This is a genomic window from Pseudomonas shirazica, assembly GCF_015168335.1.
Classification (GTDB): Bacteria; Pseudomonadota; Gammaproteobacteria; order Pseudomonadales; family Pseudomonadaceae; genus Aquipseudomonas; species Aquipseudomonas asiatica.
The window spans coordinates 5,239,295-5,260,125 of sequence record NZ_CP063456.1 but is presented as its reverse complement, the minus strand read 5'-3'; the positions used below and the strand labels follow the sequence as shown (position 1 = coordinate 5,260,125).

Annotated in this window: 20 protein-coding genes; 8 read left to right on the top strand and 12 right to left on the bottom strand. The window is 63.4% G+C overall.

What is annotated here, in order from left to right:
• The first annotated feature begins 29 nt into the window (after positions 1–29).
• Positions 30–1,649, top strand: coding sequence for an MFS transporter (locus tag IMX18_RS24260; protein ID WP_217190008.1), 1,620 nt, complete (start codon positions 30–32; stop codon positions 1,647–1,649).
• A 199-nt stretch (positions 1,650–1,848) separates the two neighbouring features.
• On the opposite strand, the gene IMX18_RS24255 is transcribed toward IMX18_RS24260, so the two are convergent.
• From IMX18_RS24255 to glyQ, 4 genes are read right to left on the bottom strand one after another with little or no spacing between them, the layout of a single operon-like run.
• Complete coding sequence (locus tag IMX18_RS24255) at positions 1,849–2,634, bottom strand: lysophospholipid acyltransferase family protein (RefSeq protein WP_025337179.1); 786 nt, start codon at positions 2,632–2,634, stop codon at positions 1,849–1,851.
• 46 nt (positions 2,635–2,680) lie between these two features.
• Positions 2,681–3,208 (bottom strand): D-glycero-beta-D-manno-heptose 1,7-bisphosphate 7-phosphatase, encoded by a 528-nt coding sequence (gmhB, locus tag IMX18_RS24250; RefSeq protein WP_015268435.1) that lies wholly within the window; start codon positions 3,206–3,208, stop codon positions 2,681–2,683.
• A 3-nt stretch (positions 3,209–3,211) separates the two neighbouring features.
• Positions 3,212–5,263: a glycine--tRNA ligase subunit beta gene (glyS, locus tag IMX18_RS24245; RefSeq protein ID WP_013970260.1), complete on the bottom strand. Its 2,052-nt coding sequence runs from the start codon at positions 5,261–5,263 to the stop codon at positions 3,212–3,214.
• Entirely contained in the window at positions 5,260–6,207 is a 948-nt protein-coding gene (gene glyQ, locus IMX18_RS24240) for a glycine--tRNA ligase subunit alpha (RefSeq protein ID WP_013970261.1), read from the bottom strand. Before glyQ ends, glyS begins: the two co-directional genes overlap by 4 nt.
• A gap of 83 nt (positions 6,208–6,290) precedes the next feature.
• Between glyQ and IMX18_RS24235 the strand changes: the two genes are divergently transcribed.
• Positions 6,291–6,842 carry a DNA-3-methyladenine glycosylase I gene (locus IMX18_RS24235; protein ID WP_003260004.1) on the top strand — a complete coding sequence of 184 codons (552 nt, stop codon included), beginning with the start codon at positions 6,291–6,293 and terminating at the stop codon, positions 6,840–6,842.
• Positions 6,843–6,883: 41 nt separating this feature from the next.
• Complete coding sequence (locus tag IMX18_RS24230; protein ID WP_015268436.1) at positions 6,884–7,771, top strand: lysophospholipid acyltransferase; 888 nt, start codon at positions 6,884–6,886, stop codon at positions 7,769–7,771.
• 97 nt (positions 7,772–7,868) lie between these two features.
• On the opposite strand, the gene IMX18_RS24225 is transcribed toward IMX18_RS24230, so the two are convergent.
• Genes IMX18_RS24225 through def form a run of 5 tightly spaced genes read right to left on the bottom strand, consistent with a single transcriptional unit; the run spans position 7,869 to position 12,398 of the window.
• Positions 7,869–8,183: a tetratricopeptide repeat protein gene (locus IMX18_RS24225; protein ID WP_085616036.1), complete on the bottom strand. Its 315-nt coding sequence runs from the start codon at positions 8,181–8,183 to the stop codon at positions 7,869–7,871.
• Between the two features lie 11 nt (positions 8,184–8,194).
• Entirely contained in the window at positions 8,195–9,568 is a 1,374-nt protein-coding gene (gene trkA, locus IMX18_RS24220) for a Trk system potassium transporter TrkA (protein ID WP_013970264.1), read from the bottom strand.
• A gap of 23 nt (positions 9,569–9,591) precedes the next feature.
• Complete coding sequence (gene rsmB / locus IMX18_RS24215) at positions 9,592–10,902, bottom strand: 16S rRNA (cytosine(967)-C(5))-methyltransferase RsmB (RefSeq protein WP_061550194.1); 1,311 nt, start codon at positions 10,900–10,902, stop codon at positions 9,592–9,594.
• Positions 10,899–11,831, bottom strand: a complete 933-nt coding sequence (gene fmt, locus IMX18_RS24210; RefSeq protein ID WP_217190009.1) for a methionyl-tRNA formyltransferase — start codon at positions 11,829–11,831, stop codon at positions 10,899–10,901. Before fmt ends, rsmB begins: the two co-directional genes overlap by 4 nt.
• Positions 11,832–11,891: 60 nt before the next feature.
• Positions 11,892–12,398, bottom strand: coding sequence for a peptide deformylase (gene def, locus IMX18_RS24205; RefSeq protein ID WP_003260000.1), 507 nt, complete (start codon positions 12,396–12,398; stop codon positions 11,892–11,894).
• A 207-nt stretch (positions 12,399–12,605) separates the two neighbouring features.
• Between def and dprA the strand changes: the two genes are divergently transcribed.
• The 3 genes from dprA to IMX18_RS24190 all read left to right on the top strand — a co-directional run bounded on the left by dprA (position 12,606) and on the right by IMX18_RS24190 (position 15,055).
• Entirely contained in the window at positions 12,606–13,703 is a 1,098-nt protein-coding gene (gene dprA, locus IMX18_RS24200) for a DNA-processing protein DprA (protein WP_217190010.1), read from the top strand.
• 42 nt (positions 13,704–13,745) lie between these two features.
• Positions 13,746–14,303: an L-threonylcarbamoyladenylate synthase type 1 TsaC gene (tsaC, locus tag IMX18_RS24195; RefSeq protein WP_015268440.1), complete on the top strand. Its 558-nt coding sequence runs from the start codon at positions 13,746–13,748 to the stop codon at positions 14,301–14,303.
• Positions 14,304–14,746: 443 nt separating this feature from the next.
• Positions 14,747–15,055, top strand: a complete 309-nt coding sequence (locus IMX18_RS24190; RefSeq protein WP_031324379.1) for a hypothetical protein — start codon at positions 14,747–14,749, stop codon at positions 15,053–15,055.
• 159 nt (positions 15,056–15,214) lie between these two features.
• Here the strand turns inward: IMX18_RS24190 and IMX18_RS24185 are convergent, their stop codons facing one another.
• The gene (locus IMX18_RS24185; RefSeq protein WP_013970270.1) at positions 15,215–16,192 is read right to left on the bottom strand and encodes an NADPH:quinone reductase; all 978 of its coding nucleotides are present in this window, start codon (positions 16,190–16,192) and stop codon (positions 15,215–15,217) included.
• A 134-nt stretch (positions 16,193–16,326) separates the two neighbouring features.
• Here IMX18_RS24185 and hemF point away from each other — a divergent pair, with 134 nt between their 5' ends.
• Both hemF and aroE read left to right on the top strand, forming a co-directional pair.
• Positions 16,327–17,238 (top strand): oxygen-dependent coproporphyrinogen oxidase, encoded by a 912-nt coding sequence (hemF, locus tag IMX18_RS24180; protein WP_085721391.1) that lies wholly within the window; start codon positions 16,327–16,329, stop codon positions 17,236–17,238.
• Positions 17,239–17,263: 25 nt separating this feature from the next.
• On the top strand, positions 17,264–18,088 hold the full coding sequence (gene aroE / locus IMX18_RS24175; RefSeq protein WP_015268442.1) for a shikimate dehydrogenase: 825 nt from the start codon (positions 17,264–17,266) through the stop codon (positions 18,086–18,088).
• A 113-nt stretch (positions 18,089–18,201) separates the two neighbouring features.
• On the opposite strand, the gene IMX18_RS24170 is transcribed toward aroE, so the two are convergent.
• Together IMX18_RS24170 and choX are read right to left on the bottom strand one after the other, a co-directional pair.
• Positions 18,202–19,767, bottom strand: a complete 1,566-nt coding sequence (locus IMX18_RS24170) for a SulP family inorganic anion transporter (protein WP_015268443.1) — start codon at positions 19,765–19,767, stop codon at positions 18,202–18,204.
• A 129-nt stretch (positions 19,768–19,896) separates the two neighbouring features.
• Positions 19,897–20,826, bottom strand: coding sequence for a choline ABC transporter substrate-binding protein (choX, locus tag IMX18_RS24165; protein ID WP_054572541.1), 930 nt, complete (start codon positions 20,824–20,826; stop codon positions 19,897–19,899).
• Positions 20,827–20,831 lie beyond the last annotated feature (5 nt).

The window sequence follows — 20,831 nt, the reverse complement described above, 5'->3', positions numbered from 1 at the left end:
CTGTGGCCTGCGGGCCGAGGACAGCAACGATGTCGGATTACATCCAAGAGCAGGGTGCGGCGGCCAGCAGCTCCAGCCGTCGTGAAGAACGCAAGATCATTTTCGCGTCATCCCTCGGGACAGTTTTCGAGTGGTATGACTTTTTTCTCTATGGTGCGCTGGCAGCGGTCATCAGCAAGCAGTTCTTCGCTGGCGTGAACGACACCACCGCCTTCATCTTCGCCCTCATGGCCTTTGCCGCCGGCTTCCTGGTGCGGCCGTTCGGTGCGCTGGTGTTCGGCCGGCTGGGCGACATGATCGGGCGCAAGTACACCTTCCTGGTCACCATCGTGCTGATGGGCCTGTCCACCTTCGCGGTGGGGTTGTTGCCCACCTACGCCAGCATCGGCATCGCGGCACCGATCATCCTGGTGGTCCTGCGCATGCTGCAGGGGCTGGCGCTGGGTGGTGAATACGGCGGTGCGGCCACCTATGTGGCCGAGCATGCGCCGCCCGGCAAGCGCGGTTTCCACACGGGTTTCATTCAGTCCACCGCCACCCTTGGCCTGTTGTTGTCGCTGGTGGTGGTGCTGGGCAGCCGCTATATCAGTGGCGACCAGTTCGAAACCTGGGGCTGGCGCCTGCCGTTCCTGTTGTCGATCGTGCTGCTGGCGATTTCCACCTGGATCCGCATGAGCATGCACGAGTCGCCGGCCTTCGTGAAAATGAAGGCTCAGGGCAAGGTCAGCAAGTCGCCGATCCGTGAGTCGTTCACCTCCTGGCCGAACCTGAAAGTGGTGCTCACCGCCCTGTTCAGCATCAACGCCGGGCAGGCCGTGACCTTCTACACGGCGCAGTTCTACGTGCTGTTCTTCATGACCCAGATGCTGAAGATGGACCCGGCCCAGGCCAACACCCTGCTGATCATCAGCGTTGTCATTGGTGCGCCATTCTTCGTGTTCTTCGGCTGGTTGTCCGACCGGATTGGCCGCAAGCCGATCCTGATGCTCGGCCTGCTGCTGGCCACGGTGCTGTACTTCCCGCTGTTCAAGGCGCTGAGCCACTACGCCAACCCACAGATCGACGCGGCCAGCCGCCAGGCGCCGATCGTGGTCACTGCCGACCCGAGAGGCTGTACTTTCCAGTTCGACCCGGTAGGCAAGGCGCGTTTCGACAGCCCGTGCGACAAGGTCAAGACCTTCCTGGTCAAGCAGGGCCTACCGTACAGCTCTGTGGATGTGGCCGGCAGCGATGTGGTGGTCAACATCGGTGACAAGACCATCAACGGCTTCGACGAAGCGGCCATGCGTGCTGCGGTGGAACAGGCCGGCTACCCGGCCAAGGCCGACCCTGGGCAGGTCAACCAAGTGATGGTGGTGGTGCTGATCGTGGCGATGATCCTGATCGCGACCATGACCTATGGCCCGCTGGCGGCGGTGATGGTCGAGCTGTTCCCCACTCGCATCCGCTACACCTCCATGTCACTGCCCTACCACATTGGCAACGGCTGGTTCGGTGGCTTCCTGCCAACGGTGTCGTTCGCGCTGGTGGTGTACACCGGGGATATCTTCTATGGGCTGTGGTACCCGGTGGTGGTGACCGGGGTCAGCCTGGTGGTGGGGATCTTCTGCCTGAAAGAAACCAGGGATGTGGATATCGACAAGATCTGACGGTTGCAACGGGCCGTTTCTACACGCCCGCATGAGGCAATAAAAAACCGGCTGTAAAAGCCGGTTTTCTTATGCCCCAAAAAACTTATGCACGATTTTCAGAAAAATGTCATACACAGAAATAAACAGCTAATTCAAACACTTAGCGATCACTTCAGGCTTTTAATCCAAAAACAGTTCACAAGTTATCCACAGACGGTCAGGCCATCTGTTCCTGGGGTTTTTCCTCTGCTGGCGGCAGCGAACCCATGGCCCGCTGGGTCGCTTCGTTCCACGCCGCAGCGCGGTCGTTGAGCTCGGCAATGGCCCGTGGCCCGGTGCCGTTGGCGTACATCGGCTCGCCAATCACCACCTCGATTGTGCCCGCGCGCTTGCCCCAGCCGGTCTTGGGCCAGAACTTGCCGGCGTTATGGGCAATCGGCAGCACCGGCAGGCCGGCATTCACTGCCAGCGCGGTACCGCCACGGGAGAACTTGCCCATGGTGCCGAATGGCACGCGGGTGCCTTCCGGGAAGATCAGCACCCAGGTCTTCTGCTTGAGCAGCTCGTCACCCTTGCTGGCTACCTGGCGCAGGGCCTCCTTGGGGTTATCTCGGTTGATCGCGATCGGCCGCAGCATGGCCATGGCCCAACCGAAGAACGGCACATACAGCAACTCGCGCTTGAGCACCTGGCTCAGCGGCGAGAAATACTGGGAAAGGAAGAAGGTTTCCCAGGTGCTCTGGTGGTTGGACAGGATCACGCAAGGCTCATCAGGCACGTTCTCGGCGCCAGTGATCTTGTAGTCGATACCCAGGATGGTGCGCACCAGGAACAACGCGCAACGGCACCAGTACACGTTGATGAACTTGTAGCGCTTGGGGAACGACAGGAACGGCGCAACGAAGAAGCTCAGCGAGCACCACAGCAGCGAACTGGTGCCCAGCAGCAGGTAAAAAAGAAAGATTCTGATCGCCTGCAGGATCGACATAGTGGCTTGTACCATTGCGGGGCATGCCCGCCTGAGAAAAATGCGCCCGAAGGCGCACTGTTTAAATTAGTTCTCTGGCGATAGCTGCCAGATCGTCGAAAATCAGTGTAGTTTCCGGGACGCCTTTTTCCAGGGTCCGCTCGCCCTTGCCGGTTTTCACCAACACGGGTTGTGCACCGACGGCCAGGGCGGCCTCCAGGTCACCTTTGCTGTCGCCAACGAACCAGACGCCTTCCAGGCCGACCTGGTAATGCTCGGCGATCGCCCGCAGCATGCCAGGCTTGGGCTTGCGGCAATCGCAGCCTTCGTCCGGCCCGTGCGGGCAATACACGATGTGGCCCACTTCGCCACCCTGCTCGGCCACCAGCGCGCGCAGGCGCGCGTGCATGGCCTCGAGGGTAGTCAGCGCATAGTAGCCACGGGCAATGCCGGACTGGTTGGTGGCCACGGCCACCGTCCAGCCCGCCTTGCTCAACTGCGCGATCGCATCGACCGAGCCAGGGATCGGCACCCACTCGTCCAGCGTCTTGATGTAGGCGTCGGAGTCGTAGTTGATTACTCCGTCACGGTCGAGAATCAGCAGTTTCAAGGCTTACCCCAGCAGCGAAATGTCGGCCACGCCCAGGAACAGGCCGCGCAGGCGGCTGAGCAGGGCATAACGGTTGGCGCGTACCTTGGCATCCTCGGCGTTGACCATCACCGCCTCGAAGAAGGCGTCGACCGGGTCACGCAGGGCCGCCAGGCGGGCCAGCGATTCGCTGTACTGGCGTGCAGCAGCCATCGGTTGCACGGCCTGGTCGGCCTGCTGGATGGCCGAGTACAGGGAGAACTCGTTGGCGTTGTCGAAGTACTTCGGCTCGACGTGATCGGCGATGGCGCCTTCGGCCTTGCTCAGCAGGTTCGACACGCGCTTGTTCACCGCGGCCAGGGCCTCGGCTTCCGGCAGCTTGCGGAAGGCTTGTACAGCCTGCACGCGCTGGTCGAAGTCCAAGGCAGAACCTGGCTGCAGGGCACGGACCGACAGGTAGGTGGCCACGTCGATGCCTTCGTCTTCGTAACGCGCACGCAGGCGGTCGAAGATGAACTCCAGCACCTGTTCGGCCAGGCCGGCGGCCTTGACCTTGGCGCCGAACTGCTTGACCGCGAACTCGACCGCACCGGTCAGGTCCAGGTCCAGCTGTTTCTCGATCAGGATACGCAGCACGCCCAAGGCGGCACGGCGCAGGGCGTACGGGTCCTTGCTGCCGGTAGGCAGCATGCCGATGCCGAAGATGCCGACCAGGGTGTCGAGCTTGTCGGCGATGGCCACCGCAGCACCGGTGAGGGTCTGCGGCAGCTCGGCGCCAGCACCGCGCGGCATGTACTGCTCGTTCAGGGCCAGGGCCACGTCTTCCGGCTCACCGTCGTTGAGCGCGTAGTAGTAACCGGCCACACCCTGCATCTCAGGGAATTCGCCGACCATCTCGGTGGCCAGGTCGCACTTCGACAGCAGGCCGGCGCGGCCGGCGCGCTGGGCGTCGCCGCCGATCAGCGGGGCGATGAAGGCGGCCAGCTTGGAGACGCGCTCGGCCTTGTCGTACACGGTACCCAGCTGAGCCTGGAACACCACGTTCTTCAGGCGCTCGTTGAAGGTTTCCAGCGGCTGCTTCTTGTCCTGCTTGAAGAAGAACTCGGCGTCGGTCAGGCGTGGGCGTACGACCTTCTCGTTACCTTGCACGATCTGCTTCGGGTCGCGGCTCTCGACGTTGGCCACGGTGATGAAGCGCGGCAGCAGCTTGCCTTCGCTGTCCAGCAGGCAGAAGTACTTCTGGTTGTCCTGCATGGTGGTGATCAGGGCTTCCTGCGGCACTTCGAGGAAGCGCTCCTCGAACGAGCACACCAGCGGCACTGGCCACTCGACCAGGGCGGTCACTTCGTCCAGCAGCGCCGGCGGCACGATGGCGCTGCCTTCCTGCTGCATGGCCAGTTCGGCGGTACGCTTGCTGATCAGCTCCCGGCGCTCGGCGAAGTCGGCCAGCACGTAGGCTTTGCGCAGGTCTTCGACGTAGTTGGCCGGGGTGGTGATGACCACGTTTTCCGGGTGGTGGAAGCGGTGGCCACGGGATTCACGGCCTGCCTTCTGCGACAGGATGGTGCAGTCGACCACTTGGTCGCCCAGCAGCATCACCAGCCATTGGGTCGGGCGCACGAACTCTTCACGGCTGGCCGCCCAGCGCATGCGCTTGGGGATCGGCAGGTCGTTGAGCGAATCTTCGACGATGGTCGGCAGCAGGCCGGTGGTGGCCTTGCCCGGGATGTGCTGGGAGAAGCGCAGCTTGGGGCCGCTCTGGTCGATTTCCGACAGCTCCACACCGCATTTCTTGGCAAAGCCCAAGGCAGCCTGGGTCGGCTCGCCGTCTTTGAAAGCAGCCTGCAGGGGCGGGCCGTCGATATTGATGCTGCGGTCAGGCTGTTGCACGTCGAGCTGGCGGATCAGCACGGCCAAGCGGCGCGGCGCGGCGTAAACCTGCTTGCCGGTGTAGTTCAGGCCAGCGGCCTGCAGGCCCTTCTCGATACCCGCCAGGAAGGCTTCGCCAAGGCTGGCGAGGGCCTTCGGTGGCAGCTCCTCGGTGCCCAGTTCTACCAGGAAATCTTGAGCACTCATTGTGCAGCCTCCAGCTTAGCCAACACTTCGTCACGCAGTTCAGGGGTGGCCATCGGGAAGCCCAGGCGTGCGCGGGCTTGCAGATAGCTTTGCGCCACGTCCCGGGCCAGGGTACGTACACGCAGGATGTAGCGCTGGCGCTCGGTTACCGAGATGGCGCGGCGGGCGTCCAGCAGGTTGAAGGTGTGCGAGGCCTTCAGGACCATTTCATAGGTCGGCAGCGGCAGCTCAAGCTTGATCAGGCGGTTGGCTTCGCTTTCGTAGAAGTCGAACAGCTCGAACAGCTTGTCGACGTTGGCGTGCTCGAAGTTGTAGGTCGACTGCTCCACCTCGTTCTGGTGGAACACGTCGCCGTAGGTGACCTTGCCGAACGGGCCGTCGGCCCACACCAGGTCGTACACCGAGTCGACGCCCTGGATGTACATGGCCAGGCGCTCCAGGCCGTAGGTGATTTCACCAGTGACTGGGTAGCACTCGATGCCGCCTACCTGCTGGAAGTAGGTGAACTGGGTGACTTCCATGCCGTTGAGCCAGATTTCCCAGCCCAGGCCCCAGGCGCCGAGGGTCGGCGATTCCCAGTTGTCTTCGACGAAGCGAATGTCGTGGACCAGCGGGTCCAGGCCGATGGCTTTCAGCGAGCCGAGGTACAGCTCCTGGAAGTTGGCCGGGTTGGGCTTCAGTACCACCTGGAACTGGTAGTAGTGCTGCAGGCGGTTGGGGTTTTCGCCATACCGCCCGTCGGCAGGGCGACGGCTAGGCTGCACATAGGCGGCGTTCCAGGTTTCTGGACCCACGGCGCGCAGGAATGTAGCGGTGTGGAAAGTGCCGGCGCCTACTTCCATATCGTAGGGCTGAAGCACCACACAACCTTGCTCGGCCCAGTAGTTCTGCAGGGCGAGGATCAGGTCTTGGAAGGTACGCACGGCTGGCGTAGGCTGGCTCACGAAATTCACCTGTATCTGGGGATGCGGATGTAAAGAGCGGGAGTATAACCTGATTCGCCTCGCCCTCTACTCATTGGAGCCTTATGCCACGCTGCTTTTGGTGTACCGACGATCCGTTGTACCAGGCCTACCATGACCAGGAATGGGGAACGCCCCAGCGTGACCCGGCGTTGCTGTTCGAGATGCTTTTGCTCGAAGGGTTCCAGGCGGGGCTTTCGTGGATCACCGTATTGCGTAAACGCGAGCGTTATCGCGAGGTGATGCACGGCTTCGATCCGGTGAAACTCGCCGTCATGAGCGACGAACGCATCGAGGAGCTGATGCAGGATGCCGGCATCATCCGCAACCGCCTCAAGCTCAAGGCTGCCAGGCGTAATGCCCAGGCCTGGCTGGCTGTGGACAACCCCGCCGACTGGCTCTGGTCATTCGTCGGTGGTGCGCCGAAGATCAACCACTTCACTGGCCGCAGCGAGGTGCCAGCGGTTACCGATGAAGCCAAGGCGATGAGCAAAGCCCTGCAGAAAGCCGGCTTCACGTTCGTTGGCCCGACCATCTGCTATGCCTTCATGCAGGCCACCGGCATGGTCATGGACCACACCACCGATTGCGATCGCTACGCCGCCTTGTTGCGCTGAGGGGTTACAATGCGCGCCTTGCTGAAATAAGGAATTCGCCTGTGGAAAAGTTCAAGGGCGCCCTGATGGTCGGGGTGCTGCGTCTGTTTGCCAAGCTGCCCTGGGGCGCTGTGCAGCGCGTCGGCGCCGGTATCGGCTGGCTGATGTGGAAGATCCCCAACGGCTCGCGCAATGTCGTGCGCATCAACCTCGCCAAGTGCTTCCCGGAGATGGACCCGGCCGAGCGCGAGCAGCTGGTGGGCCGCGCGTTGAAGGATATCGGTAAATCCTTCGTCGAAAGTGCCTGTGCCTGGATCTGGCCGCCGCAGCGCTCGCTGGAGCTGGTCAAGGAAGTGCACGGCCTGGAAGTGCTGGAGCAGGCCCTGGCCTCGGGCAAGGGCGTGGTCGGCATCACCAGCCACCTGGGTAACTGGGAAGTGCTGAACCACTTCTACTGCAACCAGTGCAAACCGATCATCTTCTATCGCCCGCCGAAGCTGAAGGCGGTGGATGACCTGCTGCGCGAGCAGCGGGTGCAGATGGGCAACCGCGTGGCGCCTTCGACCAAGGAAGGCATCCTCAGCGTGATCAAGGAAGTGCGCCGTGGTGGCCAGGTGGGTATTCCTGCCGACCCGGAGCCGGCGGAGTCGGCGGGGGTGTTCGTGCCGTTCCTGGGTACCCAGGCGCTGACCAGCAAGTTCGTTCCGAACATGCTGGCCGGGGGCAAGGCGGTTGGGGTGTTCCTGCATGCCCTGCGGTTGCCTGACGGCTCGGGCTTCAAGGTGTTTCTGGAGGCGGCGCCGGAAGAGATGTACAGCACCGACGTGACCGTGTCGGCAGCGGCGATGAGCAAGGTGGTCGAGCGCTATGTGCGCGAGTACCCGAGCCAGTACATGTGGAGCATGAAGCGCTTCAAGAAGCGCCCGGCTGGCGAGGCGCGCTGGTACTGAGATTTTCACTGTCCCCTGTGGGAGCGGGTTTACCCGCGAATGCGTCGGTGAATCCAACATCGCATTCGCGGGTGAACCCGCTCCCACAGGGACTGCGTTAACCTGATGTCTTGTTGAGTTTCTTCAGAAACACGGTCATCTCTTTCTCGGCCTGCTTGTCCCCATGGGCCTGCGCGGCCACGATCCCCTCCTCCCAGGCCTTGCGCGCCGCCGCCAGGTCACCCTGCAGCTGATGCGCCTTGCCCAGCAGCTTCCACGCCGCCGAGTACTTCGGGTCCTGTTCCACGCACCGTGCCAGATGCAACGCCGCTTCAGCACCATTGCCTTCGTCCAGCCAGGCCTTGCCCAGGCCGAACCTCAACAACGGGTTATCCACACCCTTGGCCAGCATCTTCTCCAGCGATTCGCGCATGCCCTGTGCTCCTAGAAGAAACTCAAGCCGACGTGGAACAGCTTCTCCACATCCCGAATATGCTTTTTATCCACAACGAACAGGATCACATGGTCGCCCGATTCGATCATGGTGTCGTCGTGGGCAATCATCACCTCTTCGTCACGAATGATCGCGCCGATGGTGGTGCCCGGTGGCAGGGCGATGTCTTCGATCGCCTTGCCGACCACCTTGCTCGACTTCGAATCCCCGTGCGCCACCGCTTCGATAGCCTCGGCCGCGCCGCGGCGCAGCGAGTGTACGCTGACGATGTCGCCCCGGCGCACGTGCGCCAGCAGGGTGCCGATGGTGGCCAACTGTGGGCTGATGGCAATGTCGATGTCGCCACCCTGCACCAGGTCGACATAGGCCGGGTTGTTGATGATGGTCATCACCTTGCGGGCGCCCAGGCGCTTGGCCAGCAGCGACGACATGATGTTGGCCTCGTCGTCGTTGGTCAGGGCCAGGAAGATGTCGGCGTCGGCGATGTTCTCCTCCAGCATCAGGTCCTTGTCCGAGGCGCTGCCCTGCAGCACCACGGTGCTTTCCAGGGTGTCGGAGAGGTGTCGGCAACGGGCCGGACTCATCTCGATGATCTTCACCTGGTAGCGGCTTTCGATGGCCTCGGCCAGGCGTTCGCCGATTTGCCCGCCACCGGCGATGACCACACGCTTGTTGGTTTCGTCGATACGGCGCAGCTCACCCATCACCGCGCGGATGTCCTTCTTCGCGGCGATGAAGAACACTTCGTCGTCTGCTTCGATCACCGTGTCGCCCCGCGGGGTGATCGGGCGGTCGCGGCGGAAGATGGCCGCCACGCGGGTGTCGACGTTGGGCATGTGCGCGCGGATCTGGCGCAGTTGCTGGCCTACCAGCGGGCCACCGTAGTACGCCTTCACTGCCACCAGCTGGGCCTTGCCTTCTGCGAAGTCGATCACCTGCAGCGAGCCTGGGTGCTCGATCAGGCGCTTGATGTAGTTGGTCACCACCTGCTCGGGGCTGATCAGTACGTCGACCGGGATATGGTCGTTGTCGAACAGCTCTTCGCGGGTCAGGTAGGCCGACTCGCGCACCCGGGCAATCTTGGTCGGGGTGTGGAAAAGCGAATAGGCCACCTGGCAGGCGACCATGTTGGTTTCGTCGCTGTTGGTTACCGCCACCAGCATGTCGGCGTCGTCGGCACCGGCCTGGCGCAGCACCGTAGGCAGCGAGCCGCGGCCTTGCACGGTGCGGATGTCCAGGCGGTCGCCCAGGTCGCGCAGGCGGTCGCCGTCAGTGTCGACCACGGTGATGTCGTTGGCTTCGCTGGCCAGGTGCTCCGCCAGCGTACCGCCTACCTGTCCTGCGCCGAGGATGATGATCTTCATCCGCTACTCCCTACCTTTTGTTTTTATCCGCGCGAGGCGGCGATCTTGATCAGCTTGGCATAGTAGAAACCGTCGTGGCCGCCTTCCTGTGCCAACAACTGGCGGCCGTGGGGCTGGCGCAGGCCGGCTTCGGTGGCCAGGTCCAGCTCACGGGCGCCCGGGGTGCGGGCAAGGAAGGCATCGATCACTTCGGTGTTCTCGGTCGGCAGGCTGGAGCAGGTGGCGTATAGCAGCATGCCGCCCACTTCCAGGGTCGGCCACAGGGCATCGAGCAGCTCACCTTGCAGCGTGGCCAGGGCCGGGATGTCGTCGGCCTGACGGGTCAGCTTGATGTCAGGGTGGCGGCGGATCACGCCGGTGGCCGAACAGGGGGCATCGAGCAGAATGCGCTGGAACGGCTTGCCGTCCCACCAGCTGGCGGTGTCGCGGGCATCGCAGGCGATCAGCTCGGCGTCCAGTTGCAGGCGGTCGAGGTTCTCGCGCACGCGGGTCAGGCGCTTGGCTTCGAGGTCGATGGCCACCACGTGGGCCAGGCCGGTTTCGGCTTCCAGCAGGTGGCAGGTCTTGCCACCCGGTGCACAGCAGGCGTCGAGCACGCGCTGGCCGGGGGCCAGTTCCAGCAGGTCGGCGGACAGCTGCGCGGCTTCGTCCTGCACGCTCACCCAGCCTTCGGCAAAGCCTGGTAGGCCGCGCACGTCGCAGGCTTCGGCCAACACGATACCGTCACGGCTGTACTGGCAGGCGCTGGCGCCAACACCTGCCTCGGCCAGCAGTGCCAGGTAGGCATCGCGGCTGTGGTGGCGACGGTTGACCCGCAGGATCATCGGCGGGTGGGCGTTGTTGGCGGCGCAGATGGCCTCCCACTGCTCCGGCCAGAAGGCCTTGAGCGACTTCTGCAGCCAGCGCGGGTGGGCAGTGCGTACCACCGGGTCGCGCTCCATGCCGGCCAGCAATTCTTCGCCTTCGCGTTGGGCGCGGCGCAGCACGGCATTGAGCAGGCCCTTGGCCCACGGCTTCTTCAGCTTGTCGGCACAGCCAACGGTCTCGCCAATGGCCGCGTGGGCCGGGATACGGCTGTAGAACAGCTGGTACAGGCCGACCAGCAGCAACGCCTGCACATCGGCATCGGCGGCCTTGAACGGCTTCTGCAGCAGCTGCGCCGCCAGCAGGTCGAGGCGTGGTTGCCAGCGCGCGGTACCGAACGCCAGGTCCTGGGTCAGGCCGCGGTCGCGCTCATCGACCTTGTCCAGTTGCGCTGGCAGCGAACTGTTCAGCGAGGCCTTGCCACTGAGTACAGCGGCAAGGGCACGGGCGGCGGCGAGGCGTGGGTTCATTGGCCCAGCACCTTGCCGCTGGCGAATTTCTCGCGACGGCTGTTGAACAGGTCGCTGAAGTTCAGCGGCTTGCCGCCGGGCAGTTGCAGGCGGGTCAGGCTCAGCGCCTGGTCACCGCAGGCGACCACCAGGCCGTCCTTGCTAGCGGAGAGGATCTCACCCGGGGTGCCTATCGCTGTGGACAAGTTGGCGGCCAGCACTTTCACGCTTTCGCCATCGAGGGTGCTGTGGCACACCGGCCACGGGTTGAAGGCACGGATCAGGCGTTCCAGCTCGACGGCCGGGCGGCTCCAATCGATGCGCGCTTCGTCCTTGTTCAGCTTGTGCGCATAGGTGGCCAGGGCATCGTCCTGCACTTCACCCTGCAGCGAACCATCGGCCAGGCCGGCGATGGCCTGGACGACTGCGGGCGGGCCCATCTCCGCCAAGCGGTCGTGCAGGCTGCCGCCGGTGTCTTCGGCGCTGATTGGCGTGACCACCTTGAGCAGCATCGGGCCGGTGTCCAGGCCCGCTTCCATACGCATCACGGTCACACCGCTCTCGGCGTCGCCGGCTTCCACGGCGCGCTGGATCGGTGCGGCACCGCGCCAGCGGGGCAGCAGGGAAGCATGGCTGTTGATACAGCCCAGGCGCGGGATATCCAGCACCACCTGCGGCAGGATCAGGCCGTAGGCGACCACTACCATCAGGTCCGGCTTCAGCGCCGCAAGTTCGGCCTGGGCTTCGGCGTTGCGCAGGGTCGGCGGTTGGAACACCGGGATGTCATGGGCCACAGCCAGTTGCTTGACCGGGCTCGGCATCAGCTTCTGGCCACGGCCAGCGGGGCGGTCGGGCTGGGTGTAGACGGCCACGATCTCGTACGGGCTGTCGAGCAGGGCCTTGAGGTGTTCGGCGGCAAACTCTGGAGTGCCTGCAAAGACGATGCGCATGGAGTTCTCGCTTCAAAAAAGAAAAAGGCTTGCCGGAGCAAGCCTTCTGGAAGGTGGGGATCAGGCTTGCTGGCGGTGCTGCTTTTCCAGCTTCTTCTTGATCCGGTCGCGCTTGAGCTGCGACAGGTAGTCGACGAACAGCTTGCCGTTGAGGTGATCGAACTCATGCTGCACGCACACCGCCAGCAGGCCTTCGCACTCCAGCTCGTAAGGCTTGCCGTCGCGGTCCTGGGCCTTCACCCGCACACGCAACGGGCGGTCGACGTTCTCGTAGAAGCCAGGTACCGACAGGCAGCCTTCCTGGTACTGGCCCATGTCATGGGTCAGCTCTTCGACCGTAGGGTTGATGAAGACACGCGGCTCGCTGCGGTCTTCACTGAGGTCCATGACCACGACCTGCTGGTGCACGTTGACCTGGGTGGCGGCCAGGCCGATGCCAGGGGCTTCGTACATGGTTTCAAACATGTCGTCGATCAGCTGACGCAGGGCGTCGTCGAACACCGTCACCGGCTTGGCGATGGTGCGCAGGCGCGGGTCCGGGAATTCGAGAATGTTCAAGATGGCCATAAGGTCAGGCAGTCACTGTGCGTTCGGTTGAAAACTGAGCACACATAATAAAGGGAAACGAGGATTTCAGCACCTGGGAAAGCTCGTCTAGGGTTTTCAGGGCCAGCTTATTGCCCATTCGATGGACAGGTTGTCAAAGCGTTATCAACAAAGTTATCCACAGTTTGTGCCACGTCGATGGCCCCGTTTCGATCAAGGATGATCCCCATGCAGACCTACCATTCGTCGCCTCTTCCGCCTGCCGAACTGGAGGCCCGATTACGCCTGCACCGGCTGCCGGAGACGGGATTGCGTCGCTTTAACACCTTGCTTGAGGCTTTTGGCAGTGCCTCTTCGGCACTGTGTGCACCCGCCGGCGCCTGGCGCGCATTGGGCATACCCCAGGCCACCATCGATGCCCGGCGCAGTGCCGAAGTTCGTGAGGGTGCACTGGCCGCAATGGCCTGGCTAGAGCGTCAGGGCCAGCATTTGCTGATGTGGGACGGCCCTGGCTACCCGCCACTATTGGCGGAAATCGACGATGCCCCTCCACTGCTTTTCGTAGCTGGAGACCCGGCCTTGCTCGAGCGCCCACAACTGGCAATTGTGGGCAGCAGGCGTGCTTCACCACCGGCGCTCGACACCGCTGCGGCATTTTCCCGCTACCTGGCGCAGGCCGGTTTCACCATTACCAGCGGCTTGGCCGTGGGCATCGACGGTGCCGCTCATCGGGCCGCAATGCAGGCTGGCGGGGGCACGATTGGCGTGCTCGGTACGGGGTTGCAAAAACTTTATCCACAGCGCCACACTTCGCTTGCGCAAGCGATGATCGACAACGGTAGCGCGCTGGTTTCCGAGTACCCGCTGGATGCTGGGCCGCTACCTGGCAACTTCCCGCGGCGCAATCGCATCATCAGTGGCCTGTCGCTGGGCGTGCTGGTGGTCGAGGCAAGCCTGGCCAGTGGTTCGCTGATCACCGCACGCCTGGCTGCCGAGCAAGGCCGCGAGGTGTATGCCATACCGGGCTCCATCCACCACCCCGGGGCCAAAGGCTGCCACCAGTTGATCCGTGACGGCGCGCTGTTGGTGGAGAGCGTGGAGCAGATACTGGAAAGCCTGCAGGGCTGGCAGAACCTGCCGCCTGCGGTTGTGGATAAATTCGACCATCCTCTTCTCGCCCTGCTGCATGCTGCGCCACAAACCAGCGAAAGCCTGGCCCACTGCAGCGAGCTGCCGCTGGCCGACGTGTTGGCGCAGCTGACCGAACTGGAGCTGGAAGGCCGGGTCAGCAATGAAGCCGGGCGTTGGTTTGCCCGCGCGGGCTAAGTACACTGCTCACAAGCAAGGTATATAGGCGGAGTAACAGAAATGGTGAGCAGTTTTCGTGTGCAACAAGCCGCACGTGAGATCCGGGCGGGCGCAGTGATCGCCTATCCGACGGAAGCGGTCTGGGGCCTGGGCTGCGACCCGTGGAACGAGGACGCGGTGTATCGCCTGCTGGCGCTGAAGTCGCGGCCTGTGGATAAAGGCCTGATCCTGGTAGCCGACAACATCCGCCAGTTCGACTTCTTGTTCGAGGACTTCCCCGAAGACTGGATCGACCGCATGGGCAGCACCTGGCCGGGGCCGAACACCTGGCTGGTGCCGCACCAGGACCTGTTGCCCGAATGGGTTACAGGGCAACATGACACCGTGGCACTGCGGGTCAGTGACCACCCGGTGGTACGTGAGCTGTGTGCGTTGGTGGGGCCGTTGATTTCCACTTCGTGCAACCCGGGCGGGCGCCCGGCGGCTAAGACCCGGTTGCGGGTGGAGCAGTACTTCCATGGTCAGCTGGATCTCGTGCTGGGGGGGGCGTTGGGTGGAAGGAAGAACCCTAGTGTGATTCGCAACCTGGCCACTGGCGAAGTCGTTCGCCCGGGCTGATACATATCCACAGGCCTGGCCGCGACCTCCTGTGGGAGCGGGCGAGCCCGCGAAGAATCCAACGTGGTGTCTGGCACGGGCTTCGCCCGTGTTCGCGGGCATGCCCGCTCCCACAGGTCAGGGCCAAGTCCCCGCGGATTTTTCTGATTTTGTCTCGAATGCCTGTCCAGCTTGCGGCTTGGGAAATATCCTACGAGCCGCGTCCCCTGCCATCACCTTCTCAGTGGGAACCTCCGCCCTTAGTCTTCAGCCGTCGCCGAATAACTTGGCGATCGGGTGTGGTAACCCGGGTTCTGGGTGATCTTGGCAGTCCATGGCGGCTGTTCGCAGGAGGCTTCGTGCCTGCTGGGTTTTAGATCTCCCACCCGGTTTACCACCCTGCGTACAGCTGCCACCTATTCGTGTGGTAACGACTGGGTGGTGCCATGAAGCGAGATCTAGTGATGAAGAAGATTGTCCCCGATCCACCCCTACCCTGCACATCCACCCGCCCCTTCGGCCGCTGCGATGCCGGCCACGAACCGCTGTTCACCGTAAACCCGAACATTTCCGCCGAGGACGCCTTGGTTCATGTAGCTCTGTATCTGCGAGGCGCCTACGAAACGGGCTCGAAAGCCCTCGAGTACCTGCGCGAAGAAGGCCGTGGCATGTATTGGTCGAGCCTGCATTCCATTGAATTGGCGGAGGGATTGGTGGAGGCGATTCTCGATGGTATCGAGTCGATACCAACCACCCGTCCTCCACAGGCATAGCGCCCTGTTCAAGGCCGACGCAGTACCTGTGGGAGCGGGTTCGCCCGCGAACACCGGCGCAGCCGGTGCCATGCACCGCGGTGCTTGCTTCGCGGGCATGCCCGCTCCCACAGGGATGGCACTGCACTTAAGATCGGTGCAGTACCTGTGGGAGTGAACTCAAGGAAGCAGAATTGTGGAACCCACAGTCCGCCGAGCCGACAGCTCCGCCTGTGCCTTGGCCGCCTCGCTGAGCGGATACCGCTGTTGGATATCCACAACCAGCTTGCCACTGCCGATCATCGCAAACAGGTCATCGGCCATGGCCTGGGTATTCTCGGCATTGTTGGCATAGGTCGCCAACGTCGGGCGGGTCACATACAGCGACCCTTTCTGCGCCAGAATCCCCAGGTTCACCCCGCTCACCGCCCCCGAGGCATTGCCAAAGCTCACCATCAACCCGCGCGGCTGCAGGCAGTCCAGCGAGGTCAGCCAGGTGTCGGCACCCACACCGTCATACACCACCGGGCATTTCTTGCCGTCGGTCAGCTCCAGCACCCGCTTGGCTACGTCCTCACGGCTATAGTCGATGGTCGCCCACGCCCCAAGCGCCTTGGCCCGTTCGGCCTTCTCGGCAGAACTCACGGTACCGATCAGCTTGGCGCCCAAGGCCTTGGCCCACTGGCACGCCAACGAACCCACGCCGCCAGCTGCTGCGTGGAACAGGATCACGTCACCTGCCTTCACCTCATAGGTCTGCTTCAGCAGGTACTGCACGGTCAAACCCTTGAGCATCACCGCCGCTGCCTGCTCGAAGCTGATGTTGTCGGGCAGCTTCACCAAGTTGGCTTCCGGCAGCGTATGCACCTCGCTATACGCGCCCAACGGGCCGCCGGCATGGGCCACGCGGTCACCCACTTTCAGCCGGGTCACACCCTCGCCCACGGCCTCGACCACGCCAGCCGCTTCAGTGCCCAGCCCTGAAGGCAGGGATGGCGGTGCATACAGACCGCTGCGGAAGTAGGTATCGATGAAGTTCAGGCCGATCGCATGGTTACGTACACGCACCTGCTGTGGCCCTGGCGGGGCTGGTTCGAATTCCACAAACTGCAGCACTTCCGGGCCGCCATGCTGGCTGAACTGGATACGCTTGGCCATCTCGCACTCCTGTCGTATGGGTCGGGAAAGACCTTCTATCGGACGCCTTTGCTTGATCGCCGTCAACTGCGGCGCGCGGGCTGGGGGTGGTATGCTACGCGGCGAATTCTTCCCTGCCCGTTCCTGGTGACCCGATGACTAGCCGCACCGAGGCCGTGAAAGCCTACCTGCTCGACCTGCAAGACCGCATCTGCTCTGCCCTCGAAACAGAAGACGGCGGCGCCCGCTTCGTCGAGGACGCATGGGTGCGCGAAGCCGGTGGCGGGGGCCGCACGCGGGTGATCGGCGATGGCAAGGTGATCGAAAAAGGCGGGGTCAACTTCTCCCACGTGTTCGGCGCCGGTCTGCCGCCGTCGGCCAGTGCTCACCGCCCCGAGCTGGCGGGCCGTGGCTTCGAGGCCTTGGGCGTGTCGCTGGTGATCCACCCGCACAACCCGCATGTGCCCACTTCCCACGCCAACGTGCGCTTCTTCATCGCCGAAAAGGAAGGTGAAGAGGCTGTCTGGTGGTTCGGCGGCGGCTTCGACCTGACTCCGTACTACGGCAATGAAGAAGACTGCATCCACTGGCACCGTGTGGCCGAGCAGGCCTGCGCGCCGTTCGGCGCCGACGTGTACCCGCGCTACAAGGCCTGGTGCGACCGCTACTTCCACCTCAAGCACCGTGGCGAGCCACGCGGCATTGGTGGGTTGTTCTTCGATGACCTGAACGAGTGGGACTTCGACACCTGCTTCGCCTTCATCCGCGCCATTGGCGACGCCTACGTCAACGCCTACCTGCCGATCGTCCAGCGCCGCAAGGGCACGCCCTACACGCCGCAGCAGCGCGAGTTCCAGGAGTATCGCCGTGGCCGCTACGTGGAGTTCAACCTGGTCTACGACCGTGGCACCTTGTTCGGCCTGCAGTCCGGCGGTCGCACCGAGTCCATCCTCATGTCGCTGCCGCCGCAGGTGCGCTGGGGCTACGACTGGAAGGCCGCGCCCGGCAGCGAAGAAGCACGCCTGACCGAGTACTTCCTGCAGGACCGCGACTGGCTCGGCCAGTAAGCCTGTGGATAATCAAGGAGCCGTCATGGACCAGTACGTCGTTTTTGGTAACCCCATCGGCCACAGCAAGTCGCCGCTGATCCATCGCCTGTTCGCCGAACAGACCGGCCAGGACCTGGAATACGCCACCCTGCTGGCGCCGCTGGACGAGTTCAGCGACTGCGCGCGCGGCTTCTTCAAGCAAGGCCGCGGCGGCAACGTCACCGTGCCGTTCAAGGAAGAGGCCTACCGCCTGTGCGACAGCCTGACCCCGCGTGCCCGGCGCGCTGGTGCGGTGAACACGCTAAGCAAGCTGGCCGATGGCACACTGCAGGGCGACAACACCGATGGCGCTGGCCTTGTGCGCGACCTGACGGTGAATGCTGGGGTCGAGCTGGCGGGCAAACGCATTCTGATCCTGGGTGCTGGTGGCGCGGTACGTGGCGTGCTGGAGCCGATCCTGGCGCACAAGCCGCAGTCGCTGGTGATTGCCAACCGTACCGTGGAAAAGGCTGAGCAGCTGGCGCGTGAGTTCGATGAACTGGGGCCGGTGGTGGCCAGCGGGTTTGCCTGGTTGCAGGAACCGGTGGATGTGATCATCAATGCCACCTCGGCGAGCCTGGCCGGTGAGTTGCCGCCGATCGCCGACAGCCTGGTCGAGGCGGGGCGCACGGTTTGCTACGACATGATGTATGGCAAGGAGCCTACGCCGTTTTGCCAGTGGGCCGAGAAGCTGGGGGCGGCCAAGGTGCTGGATGGGCTGGGGATGCTGGCTGAGCAGGCGGCTGAGGCTTTCTTTATCTGGCGTGGGGTGCGGCCGGATACGGCGCCAGTGTTGGCTGAGTTGCGCCGGCAGCTGGCTCGCGGCTGAGACACAAGGCCGCTCCTACAGGGGACCGCGTCAGCAGGCTTTGCGCGGTCGGTGTAGGAGCGGCCTTGCGTCGCGATGGGCTGCGCAGCAGCCCCAAAAATCTCAACCCAACATCACTCTTCAAACCGGATCGGACAAAGCTCCACCCCTTCCAGCTTCTGCAACTCCTCGATCACCTGCGGCCTGGCCCGGTGCAGGGTCAGACTCCCCCCTGCCCGCCGCAACCGCCGCGCCTCGCGGTGCAACATATCCACACCCGAGTAATCGATGAAGTTCACCTGCCGCGCATCGATAACAACATGCGGCCCCTGGCAGCGCTGCAAGCGCACCTGCAGGTAATGCGCCGCACCAAAGAAGATCGACCCGCCCACCCGCAGCACGTCCGCCTCCCCTTCACGGCTTTGTTGCACCCGTGGTCGCGAGGTGCGCTTCAGATAGAAGAACAGCGACGCCAGCACTCCGGCATAGATCGCCGTCTGCAGCTCCAGCAACAAGGTCGCTGCCGCCGTCAGCGCCATTACCAGGAACTCCGAGCGGCTGACCCGGAACAGCGCACGAATCCCCTGGTGGTCCACCAACCCCCAGCAGATCAGCAGGATGCTGCCGGCCATGGCCGGAATCGGCAGGTGCGCAATCAGCCCGGCCCCGGCAACGGCGAACACCGCCACCCACAGCGCCGAGAATACCCCGGCCATGGGCGAGCGGGCGCCGGCGTCGTAGCTCAGCCCGGAGCGGGTGAATGAGCCGGAAGACAGGTAACCGGAGAAAAACGCACCGACGATGTTCGACAGGCCCTGTGCGCGTATTTCCTGGTCTGCGTCGATCAACTGCTCCGAACGCGCCGATAACGAGCGGGCGATCGACAGGCTGGTGACCAGCCCGAGCATGCCCACTGCCACGGCGCTGGGCAGCAGGCGCAGGATCAGTTCCACATCCAGCAAGGGCAGCGGGCTGAAGGGTGGCAGCTGGCCGGTGAATGTCGGCACACGCGGCACATGGCCAAAGAACCCGGGCAGCAGCCAGGCCAGCAGGCTTACCAAAATCAGGCTTATCAACAGGCTGGGCCAGCGTGGGCGCCAGAGCTTGAAGACCACGCCGATCACCACTGTGGCCAGGCCCAGAACCAAGGAAGGCAGGTCGACCTCGCCGGCATGGCTGGCCAGGTCCTGCACGGTCTTCAGCGCCGTGGCCTGGCTTGGCAGGTCCATGCCCAGCAGGTTGGGCAGCTGGCCCAGGGCAATGACGACAGCGGCGCCCAGGGTGAAGCCGAGCACCACGGAATGGGAGACGAAATTGACCAGTGCGCCGAAGCGCAAAAGCCCCAGCAGCAACTGGAAGATGCCGCCGAGGAAGGTCAGCAGCAGCACCAAGGTGACATAGTCGGCGCTGCCGGCAACGGCCAGCGGGCTGATACTGGCGTAGAGGACGATGGAGATGGCAGCGGTCGGGCCGCAGATCAGGTGCCAGGACGAGCCCCACAGGCAGGCGATCAGCACTGGCACGATGGCGGCGTACAGCCCGTACTCGGCCGGCAGGCCGGCGATCAGGGCATAGGCGATGGATTGCGGCAGGGCGAGGATTGCACCGCTCAGGCCCACCAGCAGGTCCTGGCGCAGGCTGCGGCCCGATTGGCGGGGGAGCCAGGAGAGGAAGGGCAGCAGGTGAGTGAGGCGATGCATGGGTTATCCACAATCCTGAAATTGCACTGTCCCCTGTGGGAGCGGGTTTACCCGCGAATGCTGCAGTGAATCTACCGTCGCATTCGCGGGTGAACCCGCTCCCACAGGGATAGAGGTTTGCTTGTGAGGTTACAGTTTGGCTTTGACCGCCTCCAGCGCATTGCCATCGGCCTTGGTCGTCACCCCGGCCAACCACCCTTCCAGCAACTCGGGGTGCGCCTTCAGCCAAGCCTTGGCCGCATCATCGAAGCTGATCTTCTTGTCCACAACTTCGGCCATGATGGTGTTTTCCATGTCCAGCGTGAACTTCAGGTTGCCCAGCAGCTTGGCCGCATTCGGGCAGGCTTGTGGATAACCCTTGCGGGTCAGGGTATACACCTCGCCCTTGCTGCCAAACCACTTCTCCCCGCCGCTCAGGTAATGCATCTTCAGCTTCACGTTCATCGGGTGCGGGGTCCAGCCGAGGAAGGTGATGAACTGTTGTTTCTTCACCGCCCGGTCGACCTGTGCCAGCATCGCCTGCTCGCTGGACTCCACCAGTTTCCACTGGCCGAGGTTGAATTCATTCTTGTCGATGATTTCCTTCAACGACAGGTTGGCCGGTGCCCCGGAACCAATCCCGTACAGCTTCTTGTCGAACTGGTCGGCGTGCTTCTGCAAGTCGGCGAAATCCTTCACTCCGGCATTCCACACATAGTCGGGCACTGCCAAGGTGAACTCGGTTCCTTCCAGATTGCGCGAAAGCTGCTGCACATCGCCATTTGCGATGAACTTGTCATGAAAGCCCTGCTGCGCCGGCATCCAGTTACCGAGGAAGGCATCGACGCGGCCATCCTTGAGGCCGCCGTAGATGATCGGAACGGCCAGGCTGTCGATTTTCACCTGGTAACCCAGGCTTTCCAGAAGCACGCGGGCCAAGGCGTTGGTCGTTGCGATGTCGCTCCAGCCGGGGTCGGCCATCTTCACGGTGGTGCATTGCGCGTCGCTGTCGGCGGCGTGGGCCGTGGCGGTACCCAGGCTCAGGGCCAGGGCGAACACGGCGGCGGAGAACTTGTGCATGGCGG

Excerpts from the sequence above, each read along its gene's own strand:
- IMX18_RS24170 (WP_015268443.1), bottom strand. The coding sequence starts at position 19,767 with ATGCATCGCCTCACTCACCTGCTGCCCTTCCTCTCCTGGCTCCCCCGC.
- def (WP_003260000.1), bottom strand. The coding sequence starts at position 12,398 with ATGGCCATCTTGAACATTCTCGAATTCCCGGACCCGCGCCTGCGCACC.
- fmt (WP_217190009.1), bottom strand. The coding sequence starts at position 11,831 with ATGCGCATCGTCTTTGCAGGCACTCCAGAGTTTGCCGCCGAACACCTC.
- dprA (WP_217190010.1), top strand. The coding sequence starts at position 12,606 with ATGCAGACCTACCATTCGTCGCCTCTTCCGCCTGCCGAACTGGAGGCC.
- tsaC (WP_015268440.1), top strand. The coding sequence starts at position 13,746 with ATGGTGAGCAGTTTTCGTGTGCAACAAGCCGCACGTGAGATCCGGGCG.
- hemF (WP_085721391.1), top strand. The coding sequence starts at position 16,327 with ATGACTAGCCGCACCGAGGCCGTGAAAGCCTACCTGCTCGACCTGCAA.
- aroE (WP_015268442.1), top strand. The coding sequence starts at position 17,264 with ATGGACCAGTACGTCGTTTTTGGTAACCCCATCGGCCACAGCAAGTCG.
- IMX18_RS24190 (WP_031324379.1), top strand. The coding sequence starts at position 14,747 with ATGAAGAAGATTGTCCCCGATCCACCCCTACCCTGCACATCCACCCGC.
- rsmB (WP_061550194.1), bottom strand. The coding sequence starts at position 10,902 with ATGAACCCACGCCTCGCCGCCGCCCGTGCCCTTGCCGCTGTACTCAGT.
- IMX18_RS24235 (WP_003260004.1), top strand. The coding sequence starts at position 6,291 with ATGCCACGCTGCTTTTGGTGTACCGACGATCCGTTGTACCAGGCCTAC.
- trkA (WP_013970264.1), bottom strand. The coding sequence starts at position 9,568 with ATGAAGATCATCATCCTCGGCGCAGGACAGGTAGGCGGTACGCTGGCG.
- IMX18_RS24255 (WP_025337179.1), bottom strand. The coding sequence starts at position 2,634 with ATGGTACAAGCCACTATGTCGATCCTGCAGGCGATCAGAATCTTTCTT.
- IMX18_RS24185 (WP_013970270.1), bottom strand. The coding sequence starts at position 16,192 with ATGGCCAAGCGTATCCAGTTCAGCCAGCATGGCGGCCCGGAAGTGCTG.
- IMX18_RS24225 (WP_085616036.1), bottom strand. The coding sequence starts at position 8,183 with ATGCGCGAATCGCTGGAGAAGATGCTGGCCAAGGGTGTGGATAACCCG.
- IMX18_RS24260 (WP_217190008.1), top strand. The coding sequence starts at position 30 with ATGTCGGATTACATCCAAGAGCAGGGTGCGGCGGCCAGCAGCTCCAGC.
- choX (WP_054572541.1), bottom strand. The coding sequence starts at position 20,826 with ATGCACAAGTTCTCCGCCGCCGTGTTCGCCCTGGCCCTGAGCCTGGGT.
- glyS (WP_013970260.1), bottom strand. The coding sequence starts at position 5,263 with ATGAGTGCTCAAGATTTCCTGGTAGAACTGGGCACCGAGGAGCTGCCA.